The organism is Halomonas sp. I1 (assembly GCF_032334135.1).
Lineage (GTDB): Bacteria > Pseudomonadota > Gammaproteobacteria > Pseudomonadales > Halomonadaceae > Halomonas.
In genome coordinates this window covers 126,096-150,379 of sequence record NZ_JAVXUS010000004.1, presented here as the reverse complement: position 1 = coordinate 150,379, position 24,284 = coordinate 126,096, and the positions used below count along the sequence as shown (strand labels likewise).

At 64.8% G+C, this 24,284-nt stretch carries 22 protein-coding genes; 11 read left to right on the top strand and 11 right to left on the bottom strand.

The window, feature by feature from the left end; all coding sequences use genetic code 11:
• Positions 1 to 84 precede the first annotated feature (84 nt).
• A complete protein-coding gene (locus tag RSO41_RS07770) occupies positions 85 to 1,278 on the top strand; it encodes an MFS transporter (protein WP_315618531.1) in 1,194 nt (397 codons plus the stop codon).
• A 232-nt stretch (positions 1,279 to 1,510) separates the two neighbouring features.
• Here the strand turns inward: RSO41_RS07770 and RSO41_RS07765 are convergent, their stop codons facing one another.
• From RSO41_RS07765 to RSO41_RS07745, 5 genes are all read right to left on the bottom strand, one after another.
• Entirely contained in the window at positions 1,511 to 2,365 is an 855-nt protein-coding gene (locus RSO41_RS07765) for a universal stress protein (RefSeq protein WP_315618530.1), read from the bottom strand.
• A gap of 91 nt (positions 2,366 to 2,456) precedes the next feature.
• Positions 2,457 to 3,947, bottom strand: a complete 1,491-nt coding sequence (locus tag RSO41_RS07760; RefSeq protein ID WP_315618529.1) for a SulP family inorganic anion transporter — start codon at positions 3,945 to 3,947, stop codon at positions 2,457 to 2,459.
• A 441-nt stretch (positions 3,948 to 4,388) separates the two neighbouring features.
• Positions 4,389 to 5,156, bottom strand: coding sequence for a slipin family protein (locus RSO41_RS07755; RefSeq protein ID WP_315618528.1), 768 nt, complete (start codon positions 5,154 to 5,156; stop codon positions 4,389 to 4,391).
• Positions 5,153 to 6,643, bottom strand: a complete 1,491-nt coding sequence (locus RSO41_RS07750) for a nodulation protein NfeD (protein ID WP_315618526.1) — start codon at positions 6,641 to 6,643, stop codon at positions 5,153 to 5,155. Before RSO41_RS07750 ends, RSO41_RS07755 begins: the two co-directional genes overlap by 4 nt.
• A 57-nt stretch (positions 6,644 to 6,700) precedes the next feature.
• Positions 6,701 to 7,003, bottom strand: a complete 303-nt coding sequence (locus RSO41_RS07745) for a putative quinol monooxygenase (protein ID WP_275286350.1) — start codon at positions 7,001 to 7,003, stop codon at positions 6,701 to 6,703.
• A gap of 89 nt (positions 7,004 to 7,092) precedes the next feature.
• On the opposite strand from RSO41_RS07745, the gene RSO41_RS07740 reads away from it, so the two are divergent.
• From RSO41_RS07740 to RSO41_RS07695, 10 genes are all read left to right on the top strand, one after another.
• A complete protein-coding gene (locus RSO41_RS07740; RefSeq protein ID WP_315618525.1) occupies positions 7,093 to 7,497 on the top strand; it encodes a VOC family protein in 405 nt (134 codons plus the stop codon).
• 189 nt (positions 7,498 to 7,686) lie between these two features.
• Positions 7,687 to 8,910 (top strand): ABC transporter substrate-binding protein, encoded by a 1,224-nt coding sequence (locus tag RSO41_RS07735; RefSeq protein WP_315618523.1) that lies wholly within the window; start codon positions 7,687 to 7,689, stop codon positions 8,908 to 8,910.
• Between the two features lie 18 nt (positions 8,911 to 8,928).
• Positions 8,929 to 10,635, top strand: a complete 1,707-nt coding sequence (locus RSO41_RS07730) for an ABC transporter permease (RefSeq protein ID WP_315618522.1) — start codon at positions 8,929 to 8,931, stop codon at positions 10,633 to 10,635.
• On the top strand, positions 10,632 to 11,264 hold the full coding sequence (locus RSO41_RS07725) for an ATP-binding cassette domain-containing protein (protein ID WP_315618521.1): 633 nt from the start codon (positions 10,632 to 10,634) through the stop codon (positions 11,262 to 11,264). The genes RSO41_RS07730 and RSO41_RS07725 overlap by 4 nt, the downstream gene beginning before the upstream one ends.
• 131 nt (positions 11,265 to 11,395) lie before the next feature.
• Positions 11,396 to 11,677 carry a DUF2282 domain-containing protein gene (locus RSO41_RS07720; RefSeq protein WP_315618520.1) on the top strand — a complete coding sequence of 94 codons (282 nt, stop codon included), beginning with the start codon at positions 11,396 to 11,398 and terminating at the stop codon, positions 11,675 to 11,677.
• A 72-nt stretch (positions 11,678 to 11,749) separates the two neighbouring features.
• Positions 11,750 to 12,625 (top strand): DUF692 domain-containing protein, encoded by an 876-nt coding sequence (locus RSO41_RS07715; RefSeq protein WP_315618518.1) that lies wholly within the window; start codon positions 11,750 to 11,752, stop codon positions 12,623 to 12,625.
• Positions 12,622 to 13,368 (top strand): DNA-binding domain-containing protein, encoded by a 747-nt coding sequence (locus tag RSO41_RS07710; protein WP_315618517.1) that lies wholly within the window; start codon positions 12,622 to 12,624, stop codon positions 13,366 to 13,368. The genes RSO41_RS07715 and RSO41_RS07710 overlap by 4 nt, the downstream gene beginning before the upstream one ends.
• Positions 13,365 to 13,835, top strand: a complete 471-nt coding sequence (locus RSO41_RS07705) for a DoxX family protein (protein WP_315618516.1) — start codon at positions 13,365 to 13,367, stop codon at positions 13,833 to 13,835. Before RSO41_RS07710 ends, RSO41_RS07705 begins: the two co-directional genes overlap by 4 nt.
• A gap of 127 nt (positions 13,836 to 13,962) precedes the next feature.
• Positions 13,963 to 14,565 (top strand): sigma-70 family RNA polymerase sigma factor, encoded by a 603-nt coding sequence (locus tag RSO41_RS07700; RefSeq protein WP_315618515.1) that lies wholly within the window; start codon positions 13,963 to 13,965, stop codon positions 14,563 to 14,565.
• On the top strand, positions 14,562 to 14,771 hold the full coding sequence (locus RSO41_RS07695; RefSeq protein ID WP_315618513.1) for a zf-HC2 domain-containing protein: 210 nt from the start codon (positions 14,562 to 14,564) through the stop codon (positions 14,769 to 14,771). Before RSO41_RS07700 ends, RSO41_RS07695 begins: the two co-directional genes overlap by 4 nt.
• 194 nt (positions 14,772 to 14,965) lie before the next feature.
• On the opposite strand, the gene RSO41_RS07690 is transcribed toward RSO41_RS07695, so the two are convergent.
• From RSO41_RS07690 to RSO41_RS07665, 6 genes are all read right to left on the bottom strand, one after another.
• Complete coding sequence (locus RSO41_RS07690) at positions 14,966 to 15,643, bottom strand: haloacid dehalogenase type II (RefSeq protein WP_315618512.1); 678 nt, start codon at positions 15,641 to 15,643, stop codon at positions 14,966 to 14,968.
• Positions 15,644 to 15,850: 207 nt separating this feature from the next.
• The gene (locus RSO41_RS07685; protein WP_315618511.1) at positions 15,851 to 16,792 is read right to left on the bottom strand and encodes a cyclodeaminase; all 942 of its coding nucleotides are present in this window, start codon (positions 16,790 to 16,792) and stop codon (positions 15,851 to 15,853) included.
• 195 nt (positions 16,793 to 16,987) lie between these two features.
• The gene (gene eutB, locus RSO41_RS07680; RefSeq protein WP_315618509.1) at positions 16,988 to 17,986 is read right to left on the bottom strand and encodes a hydroxyectoine utilization dehydratase EutB; all 999 of its coding nucleotides are present in this window, start codon (positions 17,984 to 17,986) and stop codon (positions 16,988 to 16,990) included.
• 125 nt (positions 17,987 to 18,111) lie between these two features.
• Complete coding sequence (locus RSO41_RS07675) at positions 18,112 to 19,521, bottom strand: aspartate aminotransferase family protein (RefSeq protein WP_315618507.1); 1,410 nt, start codon at positions 19,519 to 19,521, stop codon at positions 18,112 to 18,114.
• 169 nt (positions 19,522 to 19,690) lie between these two features.
• Positions 19,691 to 21,172, bottom strand: a complete 1,482-nt coding sequence (locus RSO41_RS07670) for an NAD-dependent succinate-semialdehyde dehydrogenase (RefSeq protein ID WP_315618506.1) — start codon at positions 21,170 to 21,172, stop codon at positions 19,691 to 19,693.
• Between the two features lie 214 nt (positions 21,173 to 21,386).
• Positions 21,387 to 24,167, bottom strand: a complete 2,781-nt coding sequence (locus RSO41_RS07665; RefSeq protein WP_315618505.1) for an ornithine decarboxylase — start codon at positions 24,165 to 24,167, stop codon at positions 21,387 to 21,389.
• Positions 24,168 to 24,284 lie beyond the last annotated feature (117 nt).

Here is a 24,284-nt window from a genome sequence, read left to right as displayed (position 1 = left end):
ATGACCTGGAGATCAGGGACGCCTCTTTCATCCTGCCATCTCGCCACCGATATCGCATTCGTCGTTTCATGGAGGATCCATCACATGGGGTACCGCACCCTCCTGCGCGATCACCGGGGCCTGCTGAGCATCGCCTTTCTGGCCATGTTCTCCTCGAGTCTCGGTCAGAGCTACTTCGTCGGCCTCTTCCAGGCACCGCTCTCCGAGCGACTGGGCCTCAGTGCGGGCCAGTTCGGTACCGCCTACTCGGCGGTCACCCTGATCGCCGGTTTCGCCATGCTGCGTTTCGGTCCCAGCATCGACTGGATATCGCCGCGGCGATTCGCGTCGACCGTTCTCGCCATGCTGCTGCTCGGCGTGCTGCTGCTGACGCTGTCGCCCTGGTGGGGGATCGGACTATTGGGCCTCGGGCTGGTGCGGCTATGCGGACAGGGCATGATGTCCCACCTGGGCAATACGCTGGCCGGGCGTGAATTCACGACCATGCGCGGCCGTGCTCTCGGGCTGGTGGGGATGGGCATCATGCTGGGTGAAACCCTGCTGCCCCCGGTGATGGCGGCGCTGCTGGCATGGTTCGGCTGGCGCGAGCTGTGGTGGCTGTTCAGCCTGTTGCTGGCCGGGCTGTGGATTCCGCTGCTGTGGCGCGGCAGCTGGCCCAAGGCCCCCGGCAAGCGCCCGGATCGGGCCCGACGCCACGACGGCCCGCGTCCCTTTCGCGAACGGTGCTTCTGGCAACTGCTGCCCCTGCTGATGATACTGCCGGTCACCATGACGGGACTGTTCATCTACCAGGCGCGGATGACCGAAGACCTGGGCAGCAGCCTGGCCGTCTACGCCCTGGCGCTGACCGGCATGGGACTCGCCAAGCTGCCCGGCGCACTGCTCGGCGGACGCTGGGTCGACCGCCTGGGCCCCGCGAGAGTGGCACGGCTGTATCTCGTGCCCTATGTGGCGGCGCTGCTGATCGCCATTCTGCACGGCGGCAACGCCGGCGTCTGGGCGCTGATGGTCGGCGGCGGACTCGCCATGGGCGCCCAGGAATCCATCGCCACCAGCCTGCTGGTGAGGATCTGGGGCGCCGAGCATCTGGGAACGCTGCGCTCCACGCTGACCGCCTGCATGGTCTTCTCCACCGGTATCGCCCCCGCCATTCTCGGCGTGGCCCTGGACCTCGGCGCCAGCTTTACCTCTGTGTTGATCGGCATGCTGGCCCTGCTGGCCGGCGGCTGGGGTATCGCCCAGCCCGTGCTGGCCACCCCGGCAGCCCGGGGCGGCTGACGCAACCTCGCGGTCACGGAAGCGCTGAACAAATCGGCGAGCGGAGTAAAGCGCAAGGCGCACGGAGCACAGAAGTCGGAGCATATGGGGTATATGTGACGGCTTCGAACACCGCGCACAAATTCGCCGGGAGCGAATTTGAACCGTCTTTAGACGGGCCCGTAGGGTAGCCGCCAAGGATGGCGGCTATAGCGTGGCGATTTGCCCGCGCAGGTATTTATTCAGTGCCTTCTTAACGCAGGAGCAGCACGGGCACGCTAGCCCGCCGCAACATGGCCGTGGTGGTACTGCCCACCAGCAGGTGCCGGATGCGTGAATGGCCATAGGCTCCCATCACCACCAGATCGATAGCGTGCTCGTCCTTGTAGGTGCGCAGGGTTTCCTCGACCTCGCCGGCCCGGATGGCGCCTTCCGCCTCGTGGCCGGCGTCGCGCAGGGTCTTCAGTGCCCAGTCGAGCTGGGAGCGATGGTCGCCGGTCTCGGCGCCGACGATCACCACATGCACCGGAATGCCCTGGAACAGTGGACTGCTGGCCAGCATTTCGACGCCCTTGCGGGTGGTCTTGCTGCCATCGAAGGCGATCATCACCCGCTCGGGGCGCTTGAAGGTCTCCGGCACCATCAGGATCGGACGGTGCAGGCCTCGCACCACGCGCTCCAGGCTGGACCCCAGATGCTCGCTGGCCTGATGCGCCGTCTCGCCGCGCTTGCCGATCACCAGCAGGCGTATTTCGTCCTCCAGTTCGTCCAGGGTCTCGACGAGAGTGCCGTTGCGCTGGCGCGTCGCCGGCTCGGCGACACCATCGTCCACCGCACGCTCGACGGCGGCCTTGAGCATCAGGCGTCCCTGCTCCTGGGCGACCTTGGCACGCTCTTCATCCAGGTGCGAAAGCTCCTCGAGTAGATGCTCCCGGGACCCCAGGCCAATGTTGCCGGAAAGATCCGCCTCGGCGGTCTGGGGATGATTATCGACCACATGCAGGAAGGTCAGGGGCGCCTCGAGCGCCAGGCTGGCCCAGGCCGCATAGTCGCAGACACCCTCGGAAAATTGCGAGCCGTCGATGGCGGCCATCACCTGTTCTGTCATCTGTCTGTCCTGAAGCTGGCGTGTGTTGTCTTGTTACCCATGTTCTACACCATCGCAGCCGCCCCGTCACAGGGGCGGCCATGGCAAGCACTCAGTGGCCGCCCATCAATTTTTCGACGGCTTCCGGGTCGTCGTGGATGGCGTAGCGATCAACGATGGTGGCGCTGGCTTCGTTCAGGCCGATCAGCTCGACCTCAGTGCCTTCACGACGGAATTTGATCACTGCGCGATCCAGCGCCTGCACGGCGGTGATATCCCAGAAATGCGCGCGGGACAGGTCGATGGTGACCTTCTCCACGCTTTCCTTGAAGTCGAAGGCCGCCGCGAAACGCTCCGATGAGGCGAAGAACACCTGGCCGACCACCTTGTAGACCCGACTGTGCTCGCCCTCGCCGTCTTCGACGCCGACATAGAGGATATTGCCGACCTTGTTGGCGAAGAACTGCGCCGCCAGCAACACGCCGACAAAGACCCCCATGGCCAGATTGTGGGTACTCACCGTGACGGCCACGGTGGCCAGCATCACCAGATTGGACGACATGGGATGCTTCTTGAGGTCACGGATCGACGCCCAACTGAAGGTCCCGATGGAGACCATGATCATCACGGCTACCAGCGCGGCCATGGGAATCTGCGAGACCCAGTCAGCAAGAAATACCACCATCATCAGCAGCATGACACCGGCAATCAGGGTCGAAAGGCGGCGGCGTCCACCCGACTTGATGTTGATCACCGACTGACCGATCATCGCGCAACCCGCCATGCCGCCGAGCAGCCCGGCACCGATATTGGCAATGCCCTGCCCCTTGCATTCGCGATTCTTGTTGCTTCCCGTGTCGGTCAGCTCGTCGACAATAGTCGCGGTCATCATCGACTCGAGCAGTCCCACCACGGCCAGCATCAACGAATAAGGGAAGATGATCGACAAGGTTTCCAGATTGAGCGGCACATCCGGCCACAGGAAAATCGGCAGACTATCCGGCAGTTCCCCCATGTCGCCCACGGTGCGAATCTCCATGCCGGTGGTGAGATAGACGGCGGTGAGCACCAGGATGCAGACCAGTGGCGACGGCAGTGTCTTGCCAATCACCGGCACATAGGGAAACAGATAGATGATGGCGAGCCCTGCCGCGGTCATGGCATAGACATGCCAGGTCACATTGGTGAGTTCGGGTAGCTGGGCCATGAAGATCAGGATCGCCAGCGCATTGACGAAGCCGGTGACCACCGACCGTGATACGAAGCGCATCAGGTCGGCCAGGCGCAGATAGCCGGCGATGATCTGCAGCACGCCGGTGAGCAGGGTGGCAGCCAGCAGGTACTCGAGGCCATGTTCCTTGACCAGCGTCACCATCAACAACGCCATGGCACCGGTAGCCGCCGATATCATGCCCGAACGTCCGCCGGCGAAGGCGATGATCACGCAGATAGCGAAGGACGCATAGAGGCCCACCTTGGGGTCGACGCCGGCGATGATCGAGAAGGCGATGGCCTCGGGAATCAGCGCCAGGGCAACGACGATGCCCGAGAGAGTGTCACCCTTGAGGTTGGAGAACCAACTCAGTTTCATTTTTTCGTACATGCTGCGGTCCAGTCAGGGGATGATTGTCATGCCATGGGCCCAGAGGGCATCGCGCCCCCGGATCGACATCACGGTGGATGTCGGCGCCAAGGCGTTGTGTCGAAAAAGCGGAAAGTCGCGGGGCGGGCGCAAGGACGCCCTGGGCATCACGACGATGCCCGACCGTGATGACATCGTGACGACGGCATCGCGGTCCGGAATTGGAAGGGGAATGCTAGGGCGGCGTGGCCAGCCCGGAACGAGGGGTCATCACGGTCTATCGGTTCCCTGGTTCGACATCAGCGGGGCGTTGAACGAAAGTCTAAGAAGCGTCCCCGACAAGAGCGCAAGAGTCTACCAGACTCCATCAGGCTCTGCACCCACCCCTCCGCCTGGAGCAGGGCTATCGAAGCTGATCCGTCGACAGGCCCAATGCGACAGCCCTGCCGCCCGGAGCTCGGCTCATTCGTCCCTTGACGGCTTGGTGCCCTTGGCCTGCTGGAAGGCTTCCATGATGTCGATGGGCAGCGGCACCACGATGGTGGAGGCATTCTTGTTGCTCATGTCGCTCATGGTCTGCAGGTAGCGCAGCTGCAGGGCGGCCGGGTTCTCCGACATGATGTTGGCGGCGTCGACCAGCTTCTTCGAGGCCTGCAGTTCGCCTTCGGCATGAATCACCTTGGCGCGTCGCTCGCGTTCGGCCTCGGCCTGGCGGGCGATGGCGCGGATCATGCTTTCGTCCAGGTCGACATGCTTGATCTCCACGTTGGCGACCTTGATGCCCCAGCCCTCGGCCGAGGCATCGATGATCTCCTGAATGTCGTCATTGAGCTTGTCGCGCTCGGAGAGCATCTCGTCGAGATCGTGCTTGCCCAGCACCGAACGCAGGGTCGTCTGGGCCAGCTGGCTAGTGGCGTTGACGAAGTGCTCCACCTGGATGATCGCCTTTTCCGGGTCCACGACCCGGAAATAGAGCACCGCATTGACCTTGACGGTGACGTTGTCCTGGGAGATCACGTCCTGCTCGGGCACATCCATGGTGATCACCCGCAGATCGACCACCTGCATCTTCTGGATGGCGGGAATGACGATGACCAGTCCGGGGCCCTTGACGGACTGGAAGCGCCCCAGGAAGAACACCACGCCGCGCTTATACTCCGGCAGGATGCGGATCGAGGCCGCCAGCAACAGCAGCACCAGGACGGCCGGCACGAGATAGGTAAGCATCATGACGCATTCTCCTCATCGTTGACGCCTGTGGCCGCGGCGTCTGTCGGTTCGACCACGACCGTGAGGCCATCCATGTCGATCACCCGCACGACCTGGCCAGGCTCGAGAAACACCTCGCTGCGGGCATTCCAGCGCTCGCCGTGCAAGCGCACGTGGCCCTCGCCCCGGAAGCCCTCGAGCACTCGGGCCTCGCTGCCCAGCAACTCTTCCTGGCCGGTGCGCGCGGGGCGCCGACGCAAGCCCATGAAGCGAGTGACCACCCACAGCATCAGGCCGGCCGCCACCAGGGCCACGCCACCGATCAGGGGCAGTGAGATATTCAACGTATCTGCGTCCATCAGCATCACCGATCCGATCACGAAGGCCACAATGCCGCCCATGCCGAGAATCCCGAAGCTGGGCATCAGGGCCTCGCCGACGATCAGCCCCAACCCGACCAGGATCAATGCCAGGCCGGCATAGTTGATGGGTAGCACCTGAAAGGCGAACAACGCCAGTAGCAGCGAGATGATGCCCACGGTACCGGGCACCAGGCTGCCGGGATTGGAGAGCTCGAAGATCAGGCCGTAGAAGCCGATGATCATCAGGAAGTAGGCGACATTGGGGTTGGTGATCACTGCCAGCAGTCGGGTTCGCCAGTCCGGATCGAAACGCTGGATGACCAGCCCCTCGGTGGACAGGGTGCGCCGGCCGTCGTCCATGACCACCTCGCGACCGTCGATCCGGGCGAGCAGCTCATCGAGGTCGGTGGCCACTACGTCGATGACATTACGCTCCAGGGCCTCCCTGGCGGTGAGGTTGCTCGCCTCGCGTACCGCGGACTCGGCCCAGTCGGCGTTGCGCCCATGGCGTTCGGCCAGGGAGCGAATATAGGAAACGGCGTCCTCCAGCACCTTGCGCTCCATGGCGGTCTCGCCACGGCGCTTGTCCGAGGCGCCCTCTTCCGCGGAGTCCGTCGTGTCGGTTTCGCCTTCCGAGGCGGCATCGCCGGCACCTTCGCCATCATCCGGCGTTTCGGGCTCGCCGCCGATGCCCGGCACACCACCGCCGCCGAGCTGAACCGGGGTGGCCGATCCCATATGCGTTGCCGGCGCCATGGCCGCCACATGACTGGCATAGAGCAGGTAGGTCCCGGCACTGGCAGCTCTGGCGCCGGCGGGCGCGACATGGAAGGCCACCGGCACCTCGGCGGCGAGCATGGCGCTGATCATGTCGCGCATCGAGGCATCCAGGCCGCCCGGCGTATCGAGGCGCACCACCACCAGCTCGGCGTCGTCCGCCTCGGCCATGGCCAGGCCGCGCTGGAAGTAGTCGCTGGTGGCGGGACCGATGGCCCCCTCGAGGGTCATCGCCAACGCCATGCCCTTCTCCCTCGGGGCCTCCTGGGCGACCGCCTGCCATCCCAGCAGGGCACCCGCCAGCAACAGACAGGCCAGGCACAGCCAGATGGCGGCGTGACGCGGGTGGTGCCTCGGCTCGACGTACATGCGCCTCACCTCGAAACGGCAGATAGAGTGAGTCGTCCCGCCGGTCCATCGGCTCGTTCAGTGCCGGGGATTCATCGCCAGGACATCGGCGCGAATCACCTTCTGCTCGGCGATCAGTTCATTGACGACCGCACGGCTCTCCTTGTAGTGGGACGTTTCCTTGTGGGCCACCAGGGCCTGTTGATCAGTGTAGATCTCATAGAGGTGAATGAGGTCCGGTTCGTCGCGATCCTCGATCACATCGAAGGCATGGCAGCCGGGCTCCTCGCGCACCGACGCCTCGGCATTGGGCAGCATGGCCTCGAGAAAGCGTTCTCGGGTACCGGGCTTGAGCCGCGTCTGGACGATGATGCAGTACATGGGAATCTCCTTGGGGTTGTGGAAAGCAACGATATGTGAAAATATTTTCCACTATACGTTTCAACCTCGACCGCGCACAAGGAGGCCTCATGCAACGCCCCGCCCCGTTCAACGGCATGCGCCACATCGCCCTGCAGGTTCAGGATCTCGAAGCCTGCGAGCGCTTCTACGTCGAGATCCTCGGCATGGACATCCTGCGGCGCGCCCACGCGGATCTGGTCTACCTGACGCTGGGCAACGACAACGTCTCCCTGGCCCGCGCCAAGCAGGCGACCGGCGGCGACCCGCAACGCCTCGATCACCTCGGCCTCGTCGTCGACGAGCGCGACGATGTCGACGCCTGGCACGACTACCTGGTGGCGCAAGGCGTCGAGGTGGTGCGCGGCCCCCACGACCACGCCGACGGCGGGCGCAGCCTCTACTGCAAGGACCCGGACGGCAACACCGTTCAGCCACTGTTTCATCCCAGCGTCTCGGGACAACGCCTGGCCTGAGGCGCATCTCCAGGCACCCGGAGGCAAGGCCCCCCTCGTGCCAACCAGCTCTCTCGTGGCAGCCCATGGCCGCCGCATCCCTGCATGCCTGGCATGCTGGCTCGTTTGGCGTCCCGGTCACGGTGACGCCCTTTTTCTTTGCCCCGTAGCGGTTACCATCAGGGGATGCCCTCGACCTGGATGCCGCCGATGTCACGCCGTTTCGTCCTTGCCCTTGCTCTAGCCACCGCCTCGATCGCCCCCATCCCGAGCCTGGCCGCCGACGCCGAATCACCGCTTGACGCCCCCTGGCCCGCCGTCGAACGACAAGCCGAGGGACAGACCGTCTACTGGAGCGCCTGGGGCGGCGATCCCGCCATCAACCGTTATATCGGCTGGGTGGCCGACCGAATGGACGAACGGCACGACCTCGACGTCGTGCACGTCAAGGTCGACGACATCGCCACAACGATATCCCGGGTCGTCGCCGAACAGGCCGCCGGCAACGATGACCAGGGCGCCGTCGATCTGATGTGGATCAATGGCGAGAACTTCGCCGCCATGAAAGAACGCGGCCTGCTTTTCGGGCCCTTCGCCCGCCGGTTGCCGAACTTCTCGCTGACGGCGCCCGACGACAATCCCGAAATGCTCACCGACTTCACCCTGCCGACCGAGGGCTACGAGTCGCCCTGGGGCAAGGCGCAGTTGACCTTCTACTACGACGCCGAGCGGCTCGAGACGCCACCACGCAACATGTCGGAGCTGTTGTCCTGGGCCCGCGAACATCCCGGCCGCTTCACCTACCCCCTGGTGCCCGACTTCCTGGGCAGCACCTTCCTCAAGCAGGCGCTGCTCGCCAGGGTCGAGGAACCGGAGATGCTGGCCGACCCCGCCTCACGCCATGATGTCGAGACCGTGACCGCGCCGCTCTGGGAGTATCTCGATGCCCTGCACCCCCACCTCTGGCGCCAGGGACGACACTTTCCATCCAGTGGCCCCGAGCTCAAGCGTTTGATGGGGGACGGCGAGCTGTCGCTGGCCTTCACCTTCAATCCCGCCGAACCGGCGGCCGCCGTGACTGCCCACCAGTTGCCGCCCAACACCCGCAGTTATGTGCTCGAAGGCGGCACCCTGGGCAATGTCCATTTCGTGGCAATCCCCTTCAACGCTCGCCACAAGGCCGGCGCCATGGTGTTGGCCAACTTCCTGCTGTCGCCCGAGGCTCAGGCCCGCAAGCAGGATATCGATGTCTGGGGCGACCCCACTGTGCTCGACATGCGCCGTCTCGATACCACCGAACGCGAGGCCTTCGAGGGCGACCGCCATCCCGCAAGCCCGCCCCCCGAGGCATTGCAACACGTCCTGCCCGAGCCCCATCCAAGCTGGGTCGAGGCCCTGGAAGCGGAGTGGCAGGTACGTTATGGCGATGGCTGACGATAGAGCACGACACTGATGCCGTACTTCGTGACCGCGATACGCGTCGTTCCCGCCATTGCCCTGGCGCTGCTGATCCTGCCGGTGCTCCTGGGCCTGGCCGGCGTGGTCGCCCCGGCTTTCGGCTGGCACCCGGCGCTGGGCGGCGAGGCCTGGACACTGAGCCACTGGCAGGCGCTCGGCAGCGCGCCCGGCCTCGATGACATGATCCGTCTGAGTCTGCTCACCGGTCTGGCCAGCGCCCTGGCGACATTGATCATCGTGACGCTTTGCCTGGCCACCTTTCTCGAGACGCGCGCCTTCGGCGCGATACGGCGCCTGCTGTCGCCGCTGCTGGCGGTTCCCCACGCGGCCGCCGCCATCGGCCTGGCCTTCCTTCTGACGCCCTCTGGCCTGGCCAGTCGCCTGGTCTCGCCCTGGCTCAGCGGCTGGGCCCATCCGCCCGACTATCTGTTTCCGGGGGACTCGATCGGCCTGGCCCTGGCGCTCGGGCTGACCCTCAAGGAGATTCCCTTTCTGCTGCTGATGAGTCTGGCCGCCCTGCCCCAGTGCCGAGCCGGGGAACGCCTGATGATGGCCCGTTCGCTGGGCTACGGGCGAATCAACGGCTTTCTCAAGGGGGTGATGCCGGCGCTCTACCCGCTGATCCGACTCCCCCTCTACGCGATCATCGTCTTCGCCACCGCCAACATCGAAGTGGCCATGATCCTGGGCCCCTCGACACCGCCGCCCCTGGCCGTTGCCGTGGTGCGCTGGCTGGGGGACCCCGATCTCACGATGCGTTTCCAGGCCGCCGCGGGGGCACTGCTGCAGATCGGTGTCACCGCCGGGGCCCTGCTGATCTGGTGGCTGGGCGAGCGGCTGGTCTCGCGACTGGGGGCCGGCTGGCTGCGCGATGGGCACCGACGACGCGGCGAACGCCTGGGACGAGGCCTCGGCACCCTGATGACCTGGCTGGCCATCGGCGTGCTGGTCGCCGCCCTGGGCGGCCTCATCCTCTGGTCGCTGGCCGGTTACTGGCCCTTCCCTGACGCCTGGCCCGCCCCGCTGACGCTGCATGCCTGGCAACAGGCCACCATGGGCATCGGCACCTCCCTCTCGAATACCGTGACCATCGGGCTGGCTGCCACCGGCATCGCCCTGGTGCTGACCCTCGGGTGCCTGGAAGCCGAGACGCATCGTCGTCGCCCATTGAGCGCCGGTACCCAGTTGATTCTCTACCTGCCACTGCTGGTTCCCCAGGTGGCTTTCCTGCAGGGACTCGTGCAGTGGCAGACCCAGGCAGGGCTGAACGCCGGCTGGCCGGCGGTGACCCTGAGCCATGCCCTGTTCGTACTGCCCTACACCTTCCTGTCCCTGGCGGAAAGCTATCGTCGGCAGGATCCCCGCTGGCGCCAGGTCGCCGCGACTCTGGGCGCCTCGCCCGCCAGCATCTTCCTGCGCATCCGTCTGCCCATGCTCGCCGCGCCGATCCTCGTCGCCGGTGCCGTGGGCTTCGCCGTCAGCATTGGCCAGTACCTGCCGACCCTGTTGCTCGGCGCCGGCCGCTTGACCACTCTGACCACCGAGGCGGTGAACCTGGCCAGTGGTGGTGACCGCCGACTCACCGCTGTCTACGCCCTGTACCAGCTCGCCTTGCCGGCCCTCGGCTTCGCCCTGGCCACGGCCCTTCCCCGTCTGTGGTGGCGCCACCGCCGACAGATGCTGTCTGGAGACGCCGCATGAGCACCGCCCCTCTACGACTGGACGAGATCGCCATCACTCATGGCGGCCCCCCCCTGATCGACATCTCGGCCAGTGTTGCCCCCGGCGAGATCCTGACCCTGATGGGGCCATCAGGCGTCGGCAAGTCGACCCTGCTGGCGCATATCGCCGGCTTCTTGCCGGTCGGCTTCCAGGCCTCGGGACGCGTTCTGCTCGGCGAGACCGATCTCGGTCTCCTGCCGCCGGAGCGACGACGTCTCGGCCTGCTGTTCCAGGATCCCCTGCTGTTTCCGCATCTCGATGTAGGCGGCAACCTGGCCTTCGGCATGCCGGCGGGCGGCTCGCGTCGACAACGGCGAGACGAGGTGAACACGGCGCTCGACGACATCGGCCTGTCGGGTTTTGCCGAACGCGACCCAGGAACCCTCTCCGGTGGTCAACGCGCCCGAGTCGCCCTGATGAGGGTACTGCTCGCCCGCCCCCGAGCCATGCTGCTGGACGAGCCCTTCTCCAAGCTCGACACCGCCCTGCGCGACGAGATGCGACGCCTGGTGTTCGAACGAATCCGCCGGGATGGCCTGCCGACCCTGATGGTGACTCATGATCGCGCCGACGCCGAGGCCGCCGGCGGACCGATCATCGAGCTCTGAGGCGTCGCCGCCGACGAGTTTCCATGGCCTGTGTAAGGTTTCGCCGTCTGCCGCGACAAAACGTTGCCCATCGACATATCGACACGGTGCTCGATGGCGCCCCACAACGCAGAAGCCCACGGAGGCAAACCATGAAACAGTCCACACTGATGGCCGCCATCATCACCACCGCCATTGCCCAGGCCGGCGCCATGGGCACCACCATGGCCGACGATAAAGAGGCCATGGAAAAGTGCTACGGCGTCGCCCTGGCCGGCGAGAACGACTGCAAGGCGGGACCGGGCACCACCTGCGCCGGCACCTCCACCGTCGACTACCAGGGCAATGCCTGGACCCTGGTCCCCGAAGGCAGCTGCACCAGCATCGAGACCCCGCACGGCAACGGCAGCCTGGAACCCATCGAGCGTCCCTGAATGTCACCGGCTCACCCCGCGGGGTGAGCCGGATATCGGCAGGAGCCTGTTACCCACAGAGGAGGAACTGACATGCTCATGGATGCCCACCGCCTGCCTCGCGCCGCCCAGGGCATCGGCCTGAAGCCCCAGCACATGACCGAGCTGATCGCCGAGCGGGCCGACATCGACTTTCTCGAACTGCACGCCGAAAACCACATGAGCGCGGGCGGGCCCATGCGCGACGATCTCGCCGCCATCGCCGCGCGCTACCCGCTGTCGGTGCATGGCGTCGGTCTGTCACTGGGCAGCGCCGAGCCGCTGGATGACCAGCACCTGGCCCGTCTGGTGCATCTGGTGGACGAGTTGAACCCGGTGCGTGTCTCCGAGCACCTGGCCTGGAGCCGACTGGAAGGCGATTTCTACAATGACCTGCTGCCACTGCCGCTGAGCGAGGAAAGCCTCGAGGTGGTGGCCCGCCATGTCGACACCACCCAGCAGGCCCTGGGGCGACAACTGCTGGTCGAGAACCCCAGCCTGTACATGGCGCTGGACAACACCCTGAGCGAGGCCGACTTTTTGACCGAGCTCGTCCGGCGCACCGGTTGCGGCCTGCTGCTGGACATCAATAACGCCTACATCAGCGCCGAAAACCTGGGACGAGACCTGAGTGACTACCTGAGTGCGCTGCCCCTGTCGGCGGTGGGCGAGTTTCATCTGGCCGGGCATTCGCTGGACACCGAGGCGACGCCGCCCCTGCGCATCGACGATCACGGCAGCCCGGTCTGCGAGGCCGTCTGGCAGCGCTATGCCCAGCTGACGGACACCCTGCCGGCGGTGCCCACCCTCATCGAATGGGATACCCGCATCCCCAGCCTGCCGCGTTGGCTGGAAGAAGCGGCCCTCGCCCGACGCTATCACGCCAGCGCGGCCACGGCACCGCTGGCCTGCCTGGAGTCGGCCTCATGACGTCGCTCGCCGAATGGCAACGGGACTTCGCCCGGGCCCTGCAGTTTGGCGAGGCCGGCGACAGCCGGCTGGGCCATCAGCCGGGCTTCGATGTCTATCGCAACAATGTGCGCCACAGCCTGATCGAGGCCCTGGCCCAGACCTTTCCGCACACCCGCACACTGCTCGGCGAGCGTTTCTTTCGGAGTGTGGCCAGCGACCATGTGCGTCAACGGCTCCCCGAAGAGCCACGCCTGCGCTACTACGGCCAGGCTTTTGCCGAGGCGCTGGAGCGCCTGACCGTGATGCAGGATTACCGCTATGTGGTGGATATCTGCCGACTCGAGCATGCCCGACTCAGCGTCAGCCACGCGGCCGATGCCGCGCCACTGAGCGCCGATCTGCTGGGCCAGGCAGAGGACCCGCAAGCCGTCTGCTGCATGACGCATCCGGCATCCCGGCTGGTGGAGGGCTTCCACGATGTGCTGGGCCTCTGGCACGCCCTGGAGCGCGGCGAAGACCACGCCCCCGTTGGCGCCGCCGGCGACTGGCCATGGCTGCTGATCCGCCTGGGCCGGCGTGTCGAGATACACCCAGTCAACCCCAGCACGCGCCGACTCTATCAGACCCTGGCGACCCCCACCCCACTCGGCGAGGCGCTGGCGACCAGCGCCCGCCAGGCGGATCAGGCGCAGGTCAGCGAGGCGCTGGGCACCCTGCTGGCGCTGGGCTGCCTGACCCAGGCTCAGGAGACACCCGCATGAAGATTGACTGGCGCAAGCCACTCCACGGCTATTATCTGAAGTTCGCCCCCTGCCTCGACCGACTGCCGCTGGATGTCGTCCTGCTGCTGATGCGTCTGGTGCTGGGCAGCGTCTTTTTCCTCTCGGCCCTGACCAAGGTGGATGCCGGCGGCATCACGCAGAGCACCTTCTTTCTGTTCGAGAACGAATACGACCTGCCAGTGATTCCCCCGGCCCTGGCGGCGTATCTGGCGACCCTTGCCGAGATCAGCCTGTCGCTGGCGTTGTGGGCCGGACTGGCAACCCGGCTTGCTGCCGTCGGCCTGCTAGGCATGACCCTGGTGATCCAGGTCTTCGTCTACCCCGGCGCCTGGGTCACCCACGGACTCTGGGCCGCCAGCCTGCTGACCCTGATCCTGCGCGGTGCCGGCCTGGTCTCGCTGGACGCCCTGATCCATGCCTGGCTGTCTGGCCCGGCCAGTCGTTGAAAATCGCATGGACATTTCAATGAGCCATGACATCAGGATGGTGTCAGGGTCGACAGGCAGGGTACCGCCATGCCGGCCATCCGCTCGATCCATGCACCATCAGCCCAACGCTCAAGGGAAAGGACTCGTGAACCAGAGCCAGCCCCATGTCACGGACGATGAGACCCTGCGCCAACGCCTCGAGGCAGTGCGCCCTCGGTTGGTGTCCTTCGCGCTGCTCCATCTGTGCGATCGTTGCCAGGCCGAGGACGCCGTACAGGATGCACTGCTCACCGCCATGGAAAAGACCGCGAGCTTCCAGGGTCACTCCGGCTATGAAACCTGGGTCTTCGGGATTCTCAAGTACAAGATCCTGGATGCCATGCGGGCCCAGAAGAAAAACGGCCAGTGGCAGCCGCTGGAGGACGAATCGGACGACGACGCCATCGATCGCATGTTTCAGCAGAACGGCCACTGGAGCCCTCAGGCACGCCCCGCTGCCTGGGGAGATCCGGATCTCGACCTCGACAACCAGGTCTTCTGGCAGACCTTCGATGCCTGCATGATCGGACTGCCGGATAACCTGGCGCGCATTTTTTCGCTGCGTGAGCTGATGGGGCTGTCGACCGCGGAGATCTGCCGGGAGGTCGGCATCAAGGAGAACAACTGCTGGGTGATGCTGCACCGCGCCAGGCTTCGTCTGCGCAGTTGCATCGAGAAGGGCTGGCTGAACACGGAGACAGCCTCATGAACAAATGCCAAGCGGCCACCCGCCTGATGTCGCTGAAACGCGATCGCCCGCTGACCCTCGGGGAGCGAGCGGCATTACGCCTGCATCTCGCGATGTGCAGCGCTTGTCGCGAGTGCGATCGTCAATTCGAACTCTTGCATCACGTGAACCGGCGTTTCGAGCCGCCGACGGAAGACCGGATGACCGACGACGCCCCTCGACACTGAATGGCGGCCTCTCGCCAAGGTCCGCCTCATCTAGGAGCCTGTCGGATTTGACCGATCGTCGCGAGAATCACGGATTTCGAGACAAGTTTATCGATCTGATGAGGCGAATAGCCCGCTATTTAACGAATCAGATCGAATGAAATTGGCCGAAAGCCCGGGCTTCGTAGCAGATCAGCGTTAAGTCCGACAGGCTCCTAGTCCAGGTAGTCGGCCAGCCCCTCGAGATCGGACACCGTGATATCGGGATCGATGCCCCAGGGATCGAAGGGCGCCTCGGGGCTGCGCCGGACCCAGGCGGCATGCAGTCCAGCGTGGCGGGCGCCGATGACATCGAAGGCATTGCTGGAAATCAGCCAGGTATCACCGGGCTCGACCTCGAGGCGCTGACGCAAGTGGGCATAGACTGCCGGATCCGGCTTGAAGCGCCTGACCTCCTCGACGCTGACGATATCGGCGAAATATTCGCCAAGACCGGCGCCTTCGAGCAACCCGGCCACGGCTTCCCGACCACCATTGGAAAAGGCCACGCAGGTGATATCGGTCTCGGCGAGACGAGCCAGCGCCGCCTGGGCATCGGCAAAGGCCGGCAGGCCGGCATAGGCGCCCATCAGGTGTTCCTTGTCGGTCTCGGACAGGCCGGCACCCAGCAACCGATCGGTGAACGCCAGGGCCTCCCGGGTGCAACGCGAGAAATCCACGTAGGCGCCCATCAGTCCCCGTCGAAAGCTGTACTCCAGCTGCTTGTCGCGCCAGCGTCGCGAGAACTCCCCGGCCATGGACGGCTCGCCCAGGCGCGCCTGCAGTTCGTCGACCACGCCATGCGTATCGATCAGGGTGCCATAGACATCGAAGGCCAGTACGCGTCGGCTCATTGCGGTCTCCTCGACAAGGGGGCGGCAAACGTCTCCCGCTTCAAGATTGCCATGCCTTGTCCACCAACGGCTAGTGTCCTGTTGCGGAAGTTCGTTGAAGACGATGGCAAGCGCATTGGACCGTCAGCCAAGGCGCCATGACGAGACATAACAACGCTATGGCGAGGAGCGGCCAGAGTTCTACCGCCAAACTTTTGATACAGGACATTAGGACAGCCGGGACAGCGCATAATCGGCGATGGCGGTATCCTGCACGCCGGTACCGGTGAGATCGCAGACCGTGATGGTGGCATCCGACAACCGCAGCATCTCGCGGGCCGAGACCACCTGCCCCAGCTCGTGAACCTTGAAGGGTGTCTCCCGTCCGGCAAACGCCTTGAGCTCGCCGTTGACCTCGCTCTGGGCCCGAGTATCGCAGACGAAGGCATCAGCGCGGGTCAGCAGGGCGACATCCAGCTCACGCTTGTGGGGACTGTCCGAGCCCATGGCGGTGACATGCACGCCATCCGGCAAGTCCCGAGCCTGCAACAGCGGCTCCCGGGACGGCGTGGCGGTGACGATGATGTCGGCCCGCTCGCAGGCCGCCGGAACCTCCTCGTGCACATTGACCTCCAGACCGCGACCGCGCAGCGTTTCGGCATACGACTCGGCGGCTTCCCGACGACGTGCCCAGACATCGACGACGCGGATGTCACGCACCAGCCGCAACGCCTCCACCTGCCGCTCGGCCTGTTCACCGGCACCCAGCACGGCGACGCGATGGCTGTTCTCCCTCGCCAGATGCTTCGCGGCAATGGCACCGGCCAGGGCCGTCCGGATCATGGTCAGATAGCCTTCATCGAATAGCACCGCCTCCACCAGCCCGGTCCTGGCAGAAAACACCATCATCAGGCCATTGAGACTCGGCAGCCCGAGCCCGGGGTTGTCGAAGAACCCCGGGCTGACCTTGATGGCGAAGCGTTCGGCGCCGCGAATGTGCGCCGTCTTGACGTCGACCTCGCCGTTGGCCTCTTCGATGGCCATGGAAAGGATGGGCGGCTGAACCACCTCACCCCGCCCCAGGGCGGCGAAACCGGCTTCCACCGCCGCCAGGGCCTCGCGGTCGACGCCGACAGCGCACTCGATGGCAGCGCGATCGTAAAGCTGCATGGAAAACCTCCTCACAAGCGCGAAACCCAAAGCATACGAGCAGCGAGATACGAGATCCGAACCCCGGCAAACCGCCTCCAGAGCGGAAGCTCCCTGCTCGTCGCTCGTCGCTCGTCGCTCGTCGCTCGTCGCTCGTCGCTCGAAGCTCGAAGCTCGAAGCTCGAAGCTCGAAGCTCGAAGCTCGAAGCTCGACATTCATCGTCCCGCCAGGGAACGGGCGCGATCAAGCGTTTCCAACGAAACGCCGTTGCCGGAGAGCACCAGTGCCACCTTGCGCCCCCGCACGTCCAGATCGTGCTCGTTCAGGGCCGCCAGCCCCACGGCGGCGGCACCTTCGACGAGGACTTTCTCGTACTCGAGCAAATCGACCATGGCCGTGGCAATGGCGCGTTCCGAGACACGCCAGTGCGAGTCCATGACCTCACGCACCAGCGCGAAGGTACATCGATTGTCCAGCCCGATTCCGCCGCCCAGGGAGTCGCCGAGGCTGTCGATTTCCTCGACCGCCACCGGATAGCCGGCCAGCAGGCTGTCATGCATGGCCGCGCCTTGCGACAGGCTCACGCCGGCCACTTCCAGCGATGGGCGGATCGCCTTGAGGGCGGCACCGATCCCCCCCAGCAGGCCGCCACCGGAAAGCCCTACCAGCACGCGATCGAGGTCCGGCACATCCTCCATCAGCTCCACGCCGATGGTGCCCTGGCCGGCGGCGATCAAGGGGTCGTCGAAAGGGGGAATCGCCACCATGCCGTGTTCGGCCACCAGCCGCTCGACCTCGCCGAAGGCCTCGTCCTGGCTATCGCCGACGCGCCGAGCTTCGGCACCCAGGGCCTCGATAGCCGCAACCTTGTTGTCGGGCACCCGCCTCGATAGACAGACCACCGCCGGCACACCGAGCCGTGAAGCGGCGTGGGCCACCGCTCGACCGTGATTGCCGGTGGATGCGGTGGTCACGCCCGCCGCCAGGGCCTCGCGACCATTGCGTTCCAGCATGGCCGCGATCATGTTGGTGACGCCACGCAGCTTGAAGGCACCGGTGGGCTGCAGAGTCTCCAGCTTGAGCAGAATCTCGGCATCGAAGCGTCGCGACAGAACCTCGGAACGCACCAGTGGCGTGCGCACCGCCTGCCCGGCGATGCGTCGACGCGCCGCATAGATCTCGGCCAGGGTCACGCCATGCGATGGTGTCGACATCTCACCTCCCCTTTCTCGCATCATGCGACGGTAGGATCCATCATTGACGTCCACAACAACGACATTCGCCGCAGGGAGCCCCGCGGCGAATGTCATCACGCTATCGTCGATGTCCCGTACACGATCTAGGCGGCCTGGATGGCGCCTTCCCGGGTCAGTGCATCGGTCACCTTGTTCACTGCCCGCTCGGTGCGCGCGACGATCTCGTCGACTTCCTCGCGCGTGGTGGTCAGCGGCGGCGCGAAGCCGAGAATGTCGCCCTGCGGCATGGCACGCGCGATCAAGTCTTCCTCGAGGGCGGCGGCAGACATGCGCGGCCCGACCTTGAGGGACGGATCGAAGTGACGACGCACCGCCGGGTCAGCGGAGAACTCCAGCGCGGCCATCATCCCCACACCACGCACCTGGCCGACGACCGGATGGTCGGCGAAGGCCGCTTGCATGCGCTCCTGCAGGTAGGCGCCGGTCTCGGCGGCGTTGGCGGTGAGGCCCTCGCGCTCGATGATCGCCAGGTTGGCCAGCCCGGCGGCACAGCCCAGCGCGTGACCGGAATAGGTCCAGCCGTGACCGATCGGGCCATATTCGCCGGTACCCTGCTCCAGCACGTCCCAGACACGGTCGCCGACGATCACCCCGGACAGCGGCTGGTAAGCGCTGGTCAGGCCCTTGGCCACGGTGATCAGGTCCGGCTTGATGCCGTAGTGATGGCTGCCGAAATCGCTGCCCGTGCGACCAAAGCCGCACACCACTTCGTCGGCGATCAGCAGCACGTCGTACTTGGCCAGCACCGCCTGGATCTCGTCCCAGTAACCTTCGGGCGGCGGCACGATGCCGCCGGTGCCGAGCACCGGCTCGCCGATGAAGGCGGCCACGGTGTCCGGCCCTTCGGCCAGGATCATCTCCTCCAGCTTGGCGGCACAATGCTTGGAGAACTCGCGCTCGGTCATGCCTTCCTGCTCGGCGGCACGATGATAATAGTACGGCGCCTCGGTATGGCGAATCGTCTCGATCGGCAGGTCGAAGTGATCGTGGAACGCCTTCAGGCCGGTCAGCGAGCCGGAGGCGATGCCGGAGCCATGATAGCCACGCATGCGCGAGATGACCTTCTTCTTGTGCGGCCGACCGAGCACGTTGTTGTAGTAGCGCACGATCTTGAGCTGGGTCTCGTTGGCATCGCTGCCGGACATGCCGTAGTAGACCTTGGACATGCCGGGGCCGGCCAGCTCGAGGATCTTCTCGGAAAGCGCGATCTGCGGCTCGTTGGAGTGGCCCACATAAGTATGGTAGTAGGACATCTCCAGGGCCTGCTGGTAGATCGCCTCGGCGACCTCGCTGCGGCCATAGCCGATGTTGACGCAGTACAGGCCGGCAAAGCCATCGATGAATTCGCGGCCGTCCTTGTCGACGATCTTGATGCCCTTGCCACCGGTGATCACGCGGCCCGGCGCATCACCATGGGCGAAGTCGCGCAGGTGCGTGGAGGCGTGGAAGGTCACCTTGCGATCGCGGTCGATCAGATCCTTGTGCGTGGTCATGCGTTTCTCCTTGAATGATATTGGTGCAGCGCCGGACGTCGGAAGCCACGAGTACCGAGCGGCGAGCTACGAAGGTCAACCCCACTCCTCAGACGTCGGAGAGGGGGAGGGGTAGCTCGTAGCTCGTAGCTCGTAGCTCGTAGCTCGTAGCTCGTAGCTCGTAGCCAGGCTAGCTCCCAGAAACCGACCCCAGGGCTCCCAGGCAGTAATACTTCGTTTCGAGATATTCATCGATACCGGTCACGCCGCCCTCGCGGCCCAGGCCGGACTGCTTGACGCCGCCGAAGGGTACCGGCGGGCCGGTCATCTTCACCGAGTTCACCGAGACCATGCCGTACTCCAGCGCCCGCAGCAGCTTCCAGATGCGACGGATGTCGTGGGTGTAGACGTAGGCCGCCAGGCCGTACTCGGTGTCGTTGGCCATCTCGATGACCTCGTCGTCGTCGCGGTAGGCGGTGATGCCCGCCACCGGCGCGAAGTTCTCCTCGCACCACACTTGCATATCCGGGGTCACGCCGGTGAGCAGGGTCGGCATGAAGAAGTTCGGGCCGGGCGCCTCGCGCTGGTCGCCCGCCACCAGGGTGGCGCCACGAGAGACAGCGTCGTCAACGATGGACGAGGCCTTTTCCACCGCCTGGCCGTGGATCAGCGGGCCGAGATCGACCTCGCTTTCCAGGCCGTTGCCCACGGTCAGCGCCGCCATGCGTTCAGCGAACTGTGCCACGAACTCGTCGTGGATCGACTCGTGGACCAGAATGCGGTTGGCCGCCAGGCAGTCCTGGCCGGCGGTCTGGAACTTGGCCGCCACCGCCGCGAAGGCAGCTTCTCGCGGGTCCATGTCCGGCCCCACGATGAAGGGCGCATTGCCGCCGAGCTCGAGCGAGACGCGCTTGACGGTGTGTGCGCACTGTTCGATCAGCAGCCGGCCGACCCGGGTGGAGCCGGTGAAGGACAGCGCCTTGATGCGCTCGTCATCGCACAGCAGCTTCGACACCTCGGGGGCATCGCCCAGCACCACGTTGAACACCCCGGCGGGGATACCGGCACGCTCGGCCAGTTCGGCCAGGGCCAGCGCCGAATAGGGCGTCTCGTGGGCCGGCTTAACGATCACCGGACAGCCGGCGGCCATGGCGGCGGCGGCCTTGCGGGTGATCATCGCCAGCGGGAAGTTCCAGGGGGTGATCAGCGCGGCGATGCCCACCGGTTCCTTGAGGGTACCCAGCGCGGCGTTGGGAATATGGCTGGGAATGGTGTCACCGAAGGTACGCTTGCCTTCCTCGGCGAACCAGCGCACGAAGCTGGCTCCGTACTCGACCTCGCCACGGGCATCGGGCAACGGCTTGCCCTGCTCCAGGGTCATGATGGTCGCCAGGTCCTCGCGGTTGGCCTGCAGCAGGTCATACCACGCCAGCAGGCGCTCGCAGCGCTCGTCGGCGCGCAGTGCGCGCCACTGCACGAATGCCGCTTCGGCGGCGTCCACCGCGCCCCGGATCTGCTCGGCTTCCAGCACCGGGATATGGCCGAGGGCCTCGCCGGTAGCAGGATCGAAGACGGCCTCCTCACGGCCGGCATCGCCGTGAGTCCACTTGCCGTCGATGTAGGCGTACTGACGGAACAGTCGCAGATCGCTGAGTTGGTTGGACAGCGTCATAGGCACCTCCCCTGACACGCCGACGTCCTTGCGACGCCGACCATGAAGACAACCGCGGCGATGGCCGCGTGATGCCTCCATGGTAAGGGAGGTGAGGGCTCAGGACTTTTCGAAGCAAGGCGCCGGGAGCATGAGGATTTTTTTTCCCGTGCGACTGACTTGGTGTTTTTTCTGTGCGCTCGCCCGGACACCCTCGGTCGGGCAAAGACACGCCTCAGGCCGCCGCGGGATCGACCAGCGCCGCTTCGGTGAACACCAGCAGACCGAGCTCTGGACGATAGCCATGGATCTCGGTGACGTCCAACGCCTGAAGAAAGTGCAGGATGCCTTCGCTGATCACCTGACCCGGCACCAGCACCGGAAAGCCAGGAGGGTAAGGAATCACGAAGCTCGCCGAGACCACGTCGCGCCCGGCACGCATCTGCGCCTGCAGCGCCCCGTTGTCGAAGCGCAGATATTCGGTATTTTCCTCGTCATAGGCCAGGAAATAGGCGCAACGAATGTCCCCCTGGGGCGTCTCGGAACACTGCCGGAAGGCGTCATGGAAACGGCTGAAATCGGGAAGCGGCGGTAACTCCTGGGTCAAGGAGTGCACGCGATGCTCGATGATCTTGCGTTCGGGACGGCTGCTTTCCTCCCAGCGATACTCGAACTCCTTGGCCAGTTTGATCAACACATCGAGCAGATAGGCGATAGCACCGCGAGACGTACCAATGTTGGTCATGAACAACACGGTGTTGCGCGAGGTCTTGTTGATCTGAATACCGTACTTGTTCATCAGGTATTCGTTCTTGAAGGCATCACCATCCACCCCGGTAGCGCCGATGGCGATGGTCACGCGGCTGGGATCGACCACGAACTCGTCGCGCGCCCAGGCCTCTTCCATCTGATTCCAGCCGGTCACCGGGTCATAGTAGGACTCGACCCCTGATTCGCGATATGCCGCGGGCACCATGTCGGCGTTCTTCAGCACTCGGAAATACTTCTGCAGCAACGGGTGAGTGTAAAGCTGCTCGCGCAGGGTGAGCGCCGCCTCGACCTGGGCATGCACCAACTCGAAACCCTCCATCTCGGCCTGCATGCGCCCCACGTCGAGCGAGGCAACGATCTGATAGTTGGGCGACGTCGAGGTGTGGGTCATGTACGCCTCATGAAACGGCGCCTCAACCTTCTGGCGGAAGTCCTGATCCCAGACGTGAATCATCGATCCCTGGCGCAACGAGGTCAGCGTCTTGTGGGTCGAGTGGGTCGCATAGGTACGAATACGCACCAGGTCAGGGTCAGGCAACAACCGCCGGTCGAGCCAGGTAGCGTCGTCATCCGGATCGAGCCGATCGAACTCGGCCTTCCAGGCAGCGTACTCCTCATGGTAGGCCTCGCTGCGATAGCGATCGCGCAGGGTCCGCGCCGTGTGCATGGCGGTGCGCGGGCGGTAGGTCGGGTTGAAGCCGGCAAAGGCGAACCATGCCTCGTCCCACAGGAACACCAGGTCGGGCTTGATCGCCAGGCACTCCTCCATCACCCGGCGAACGTTGTACACCACCCCGTCGAAGGTGCAGTTGGTGAGCAACAGCATCTTGACCTTGTCGAGCTCACCGGCTCGCTTGTAGGCAAGAAGGGTCTTCTTGATCTCCCGCAACGGCACGGCCCCGTACATGGAATAATCATCGAGCGGATAGGAATCCAGGTAGCTGACATGGGCACCGGCCAGCACCATTCCGTAGTGGTGCGACTTGTGGCAATCACGGTCGATCAGCACGATGTCACGGGGCTTGATCAGTGCCTGCACCACTATCTTGTTGGCCGTGGAAGTGCCGTTGGTGACGAAGAAACTCTGTCGAGCACCGAAGGCTCGAGCGGCGTACTCCTGCGCCTTCTTGATGGGTCCATAGGGCTGCAGCAGTGAGTCGAGCCCGCCGGAGGTCGCCGAGGTCTCGGCCAGGAAGATATTGATGCCGTAGAAGTCGATCATGTGGCCCGCCCAGTGAGAGCGGGTCACCGACTTGCCCCGTGAGATGGGCATGGCGTGAAAGACCCCGGTGGGCTTCCTGCTGTACTCGCGCAAGGCATCGAAGAAGGGCGTCTGGTAGCGATTGTCGATGGCACGCAGGATGGTGTGGTGCTGCTCGATATAGTCGGTCTCGCGGTAGAAGATGCGATTGAAGTAGCGGATGTCGCGACTCGCCGTAGCCTCCACGTCGCCGCTGGTGACCAGGAACTGGTCGATCTCGGGGCGCAGCTCGTGGATCATCGAACTGAGCAGGATGCTGCGCTCGGCCTCGGACTGATTCTCCAGCTCCTGCTCGGAGAGCCCCTCCAGGTAGTTGCGCAGGGCGCTCAGGTTGTACTTCGACTTGTAGGGGAACTCGTAGCGGATCAGACAGGCCTGGATATTGGGGTTGACCAGCACCGCGATCAACGCATCCTCGAAGCTGCGCACCGTGACCACGTCATAGACAAAACGGTCTTCTGGTCGACGCAGGTTGTGAAAGGCCTCGCGAACGACTTCTTCCTCCTGTGCCGAGAGGTTATCGACGATCAGCAGCTCAAAGTAGGGCTGCGCCGAGCTGTTGGAGGCCGGATGGCCGCGCCTGAGCTGATTGAGGGCATCGAGGGTCTCGAGATCTTCCGCATCGGCGTCGGTCTCGCTGAGATCGACGTGGCGTCGCCGGTAGGACTCGCTGATCAACGCCCGAACCAACCGTTTGACCACCCTCTCCAGCAGCAGATATTCCTCTCGGTCGAACAGCGACCAGAGGTGACGGAAATCCTCCTTGGAGGGAAAAGCGTGGTAGTCCTCTATGATCTCCAGGCGAGTCAGCTTGACGTCTATGGCCTTGATCAGGTTCCGGGCACGTTGGTCGGCGGCATCCAGCTTGATCAGCTGGCCCAGGTCTCGCTTCAGCGCGTTCCAGGTATCGGCACGCAGTTGGGAAATCTTGTGGTAGAAGCCCAGGGCGGTATAGGGCGTTTCGGTATGGCTGCTCTCGTGCATGGCGACCCCCTTCTGGCTCTTGTTCTGCACCCGTTCAGAGGGTGTTTACAAACTACTGCGCTCGGCCATACGGCGTTGAAGTCAGCCTCAAGATGCTCATTTACCAGCTCGTAAACT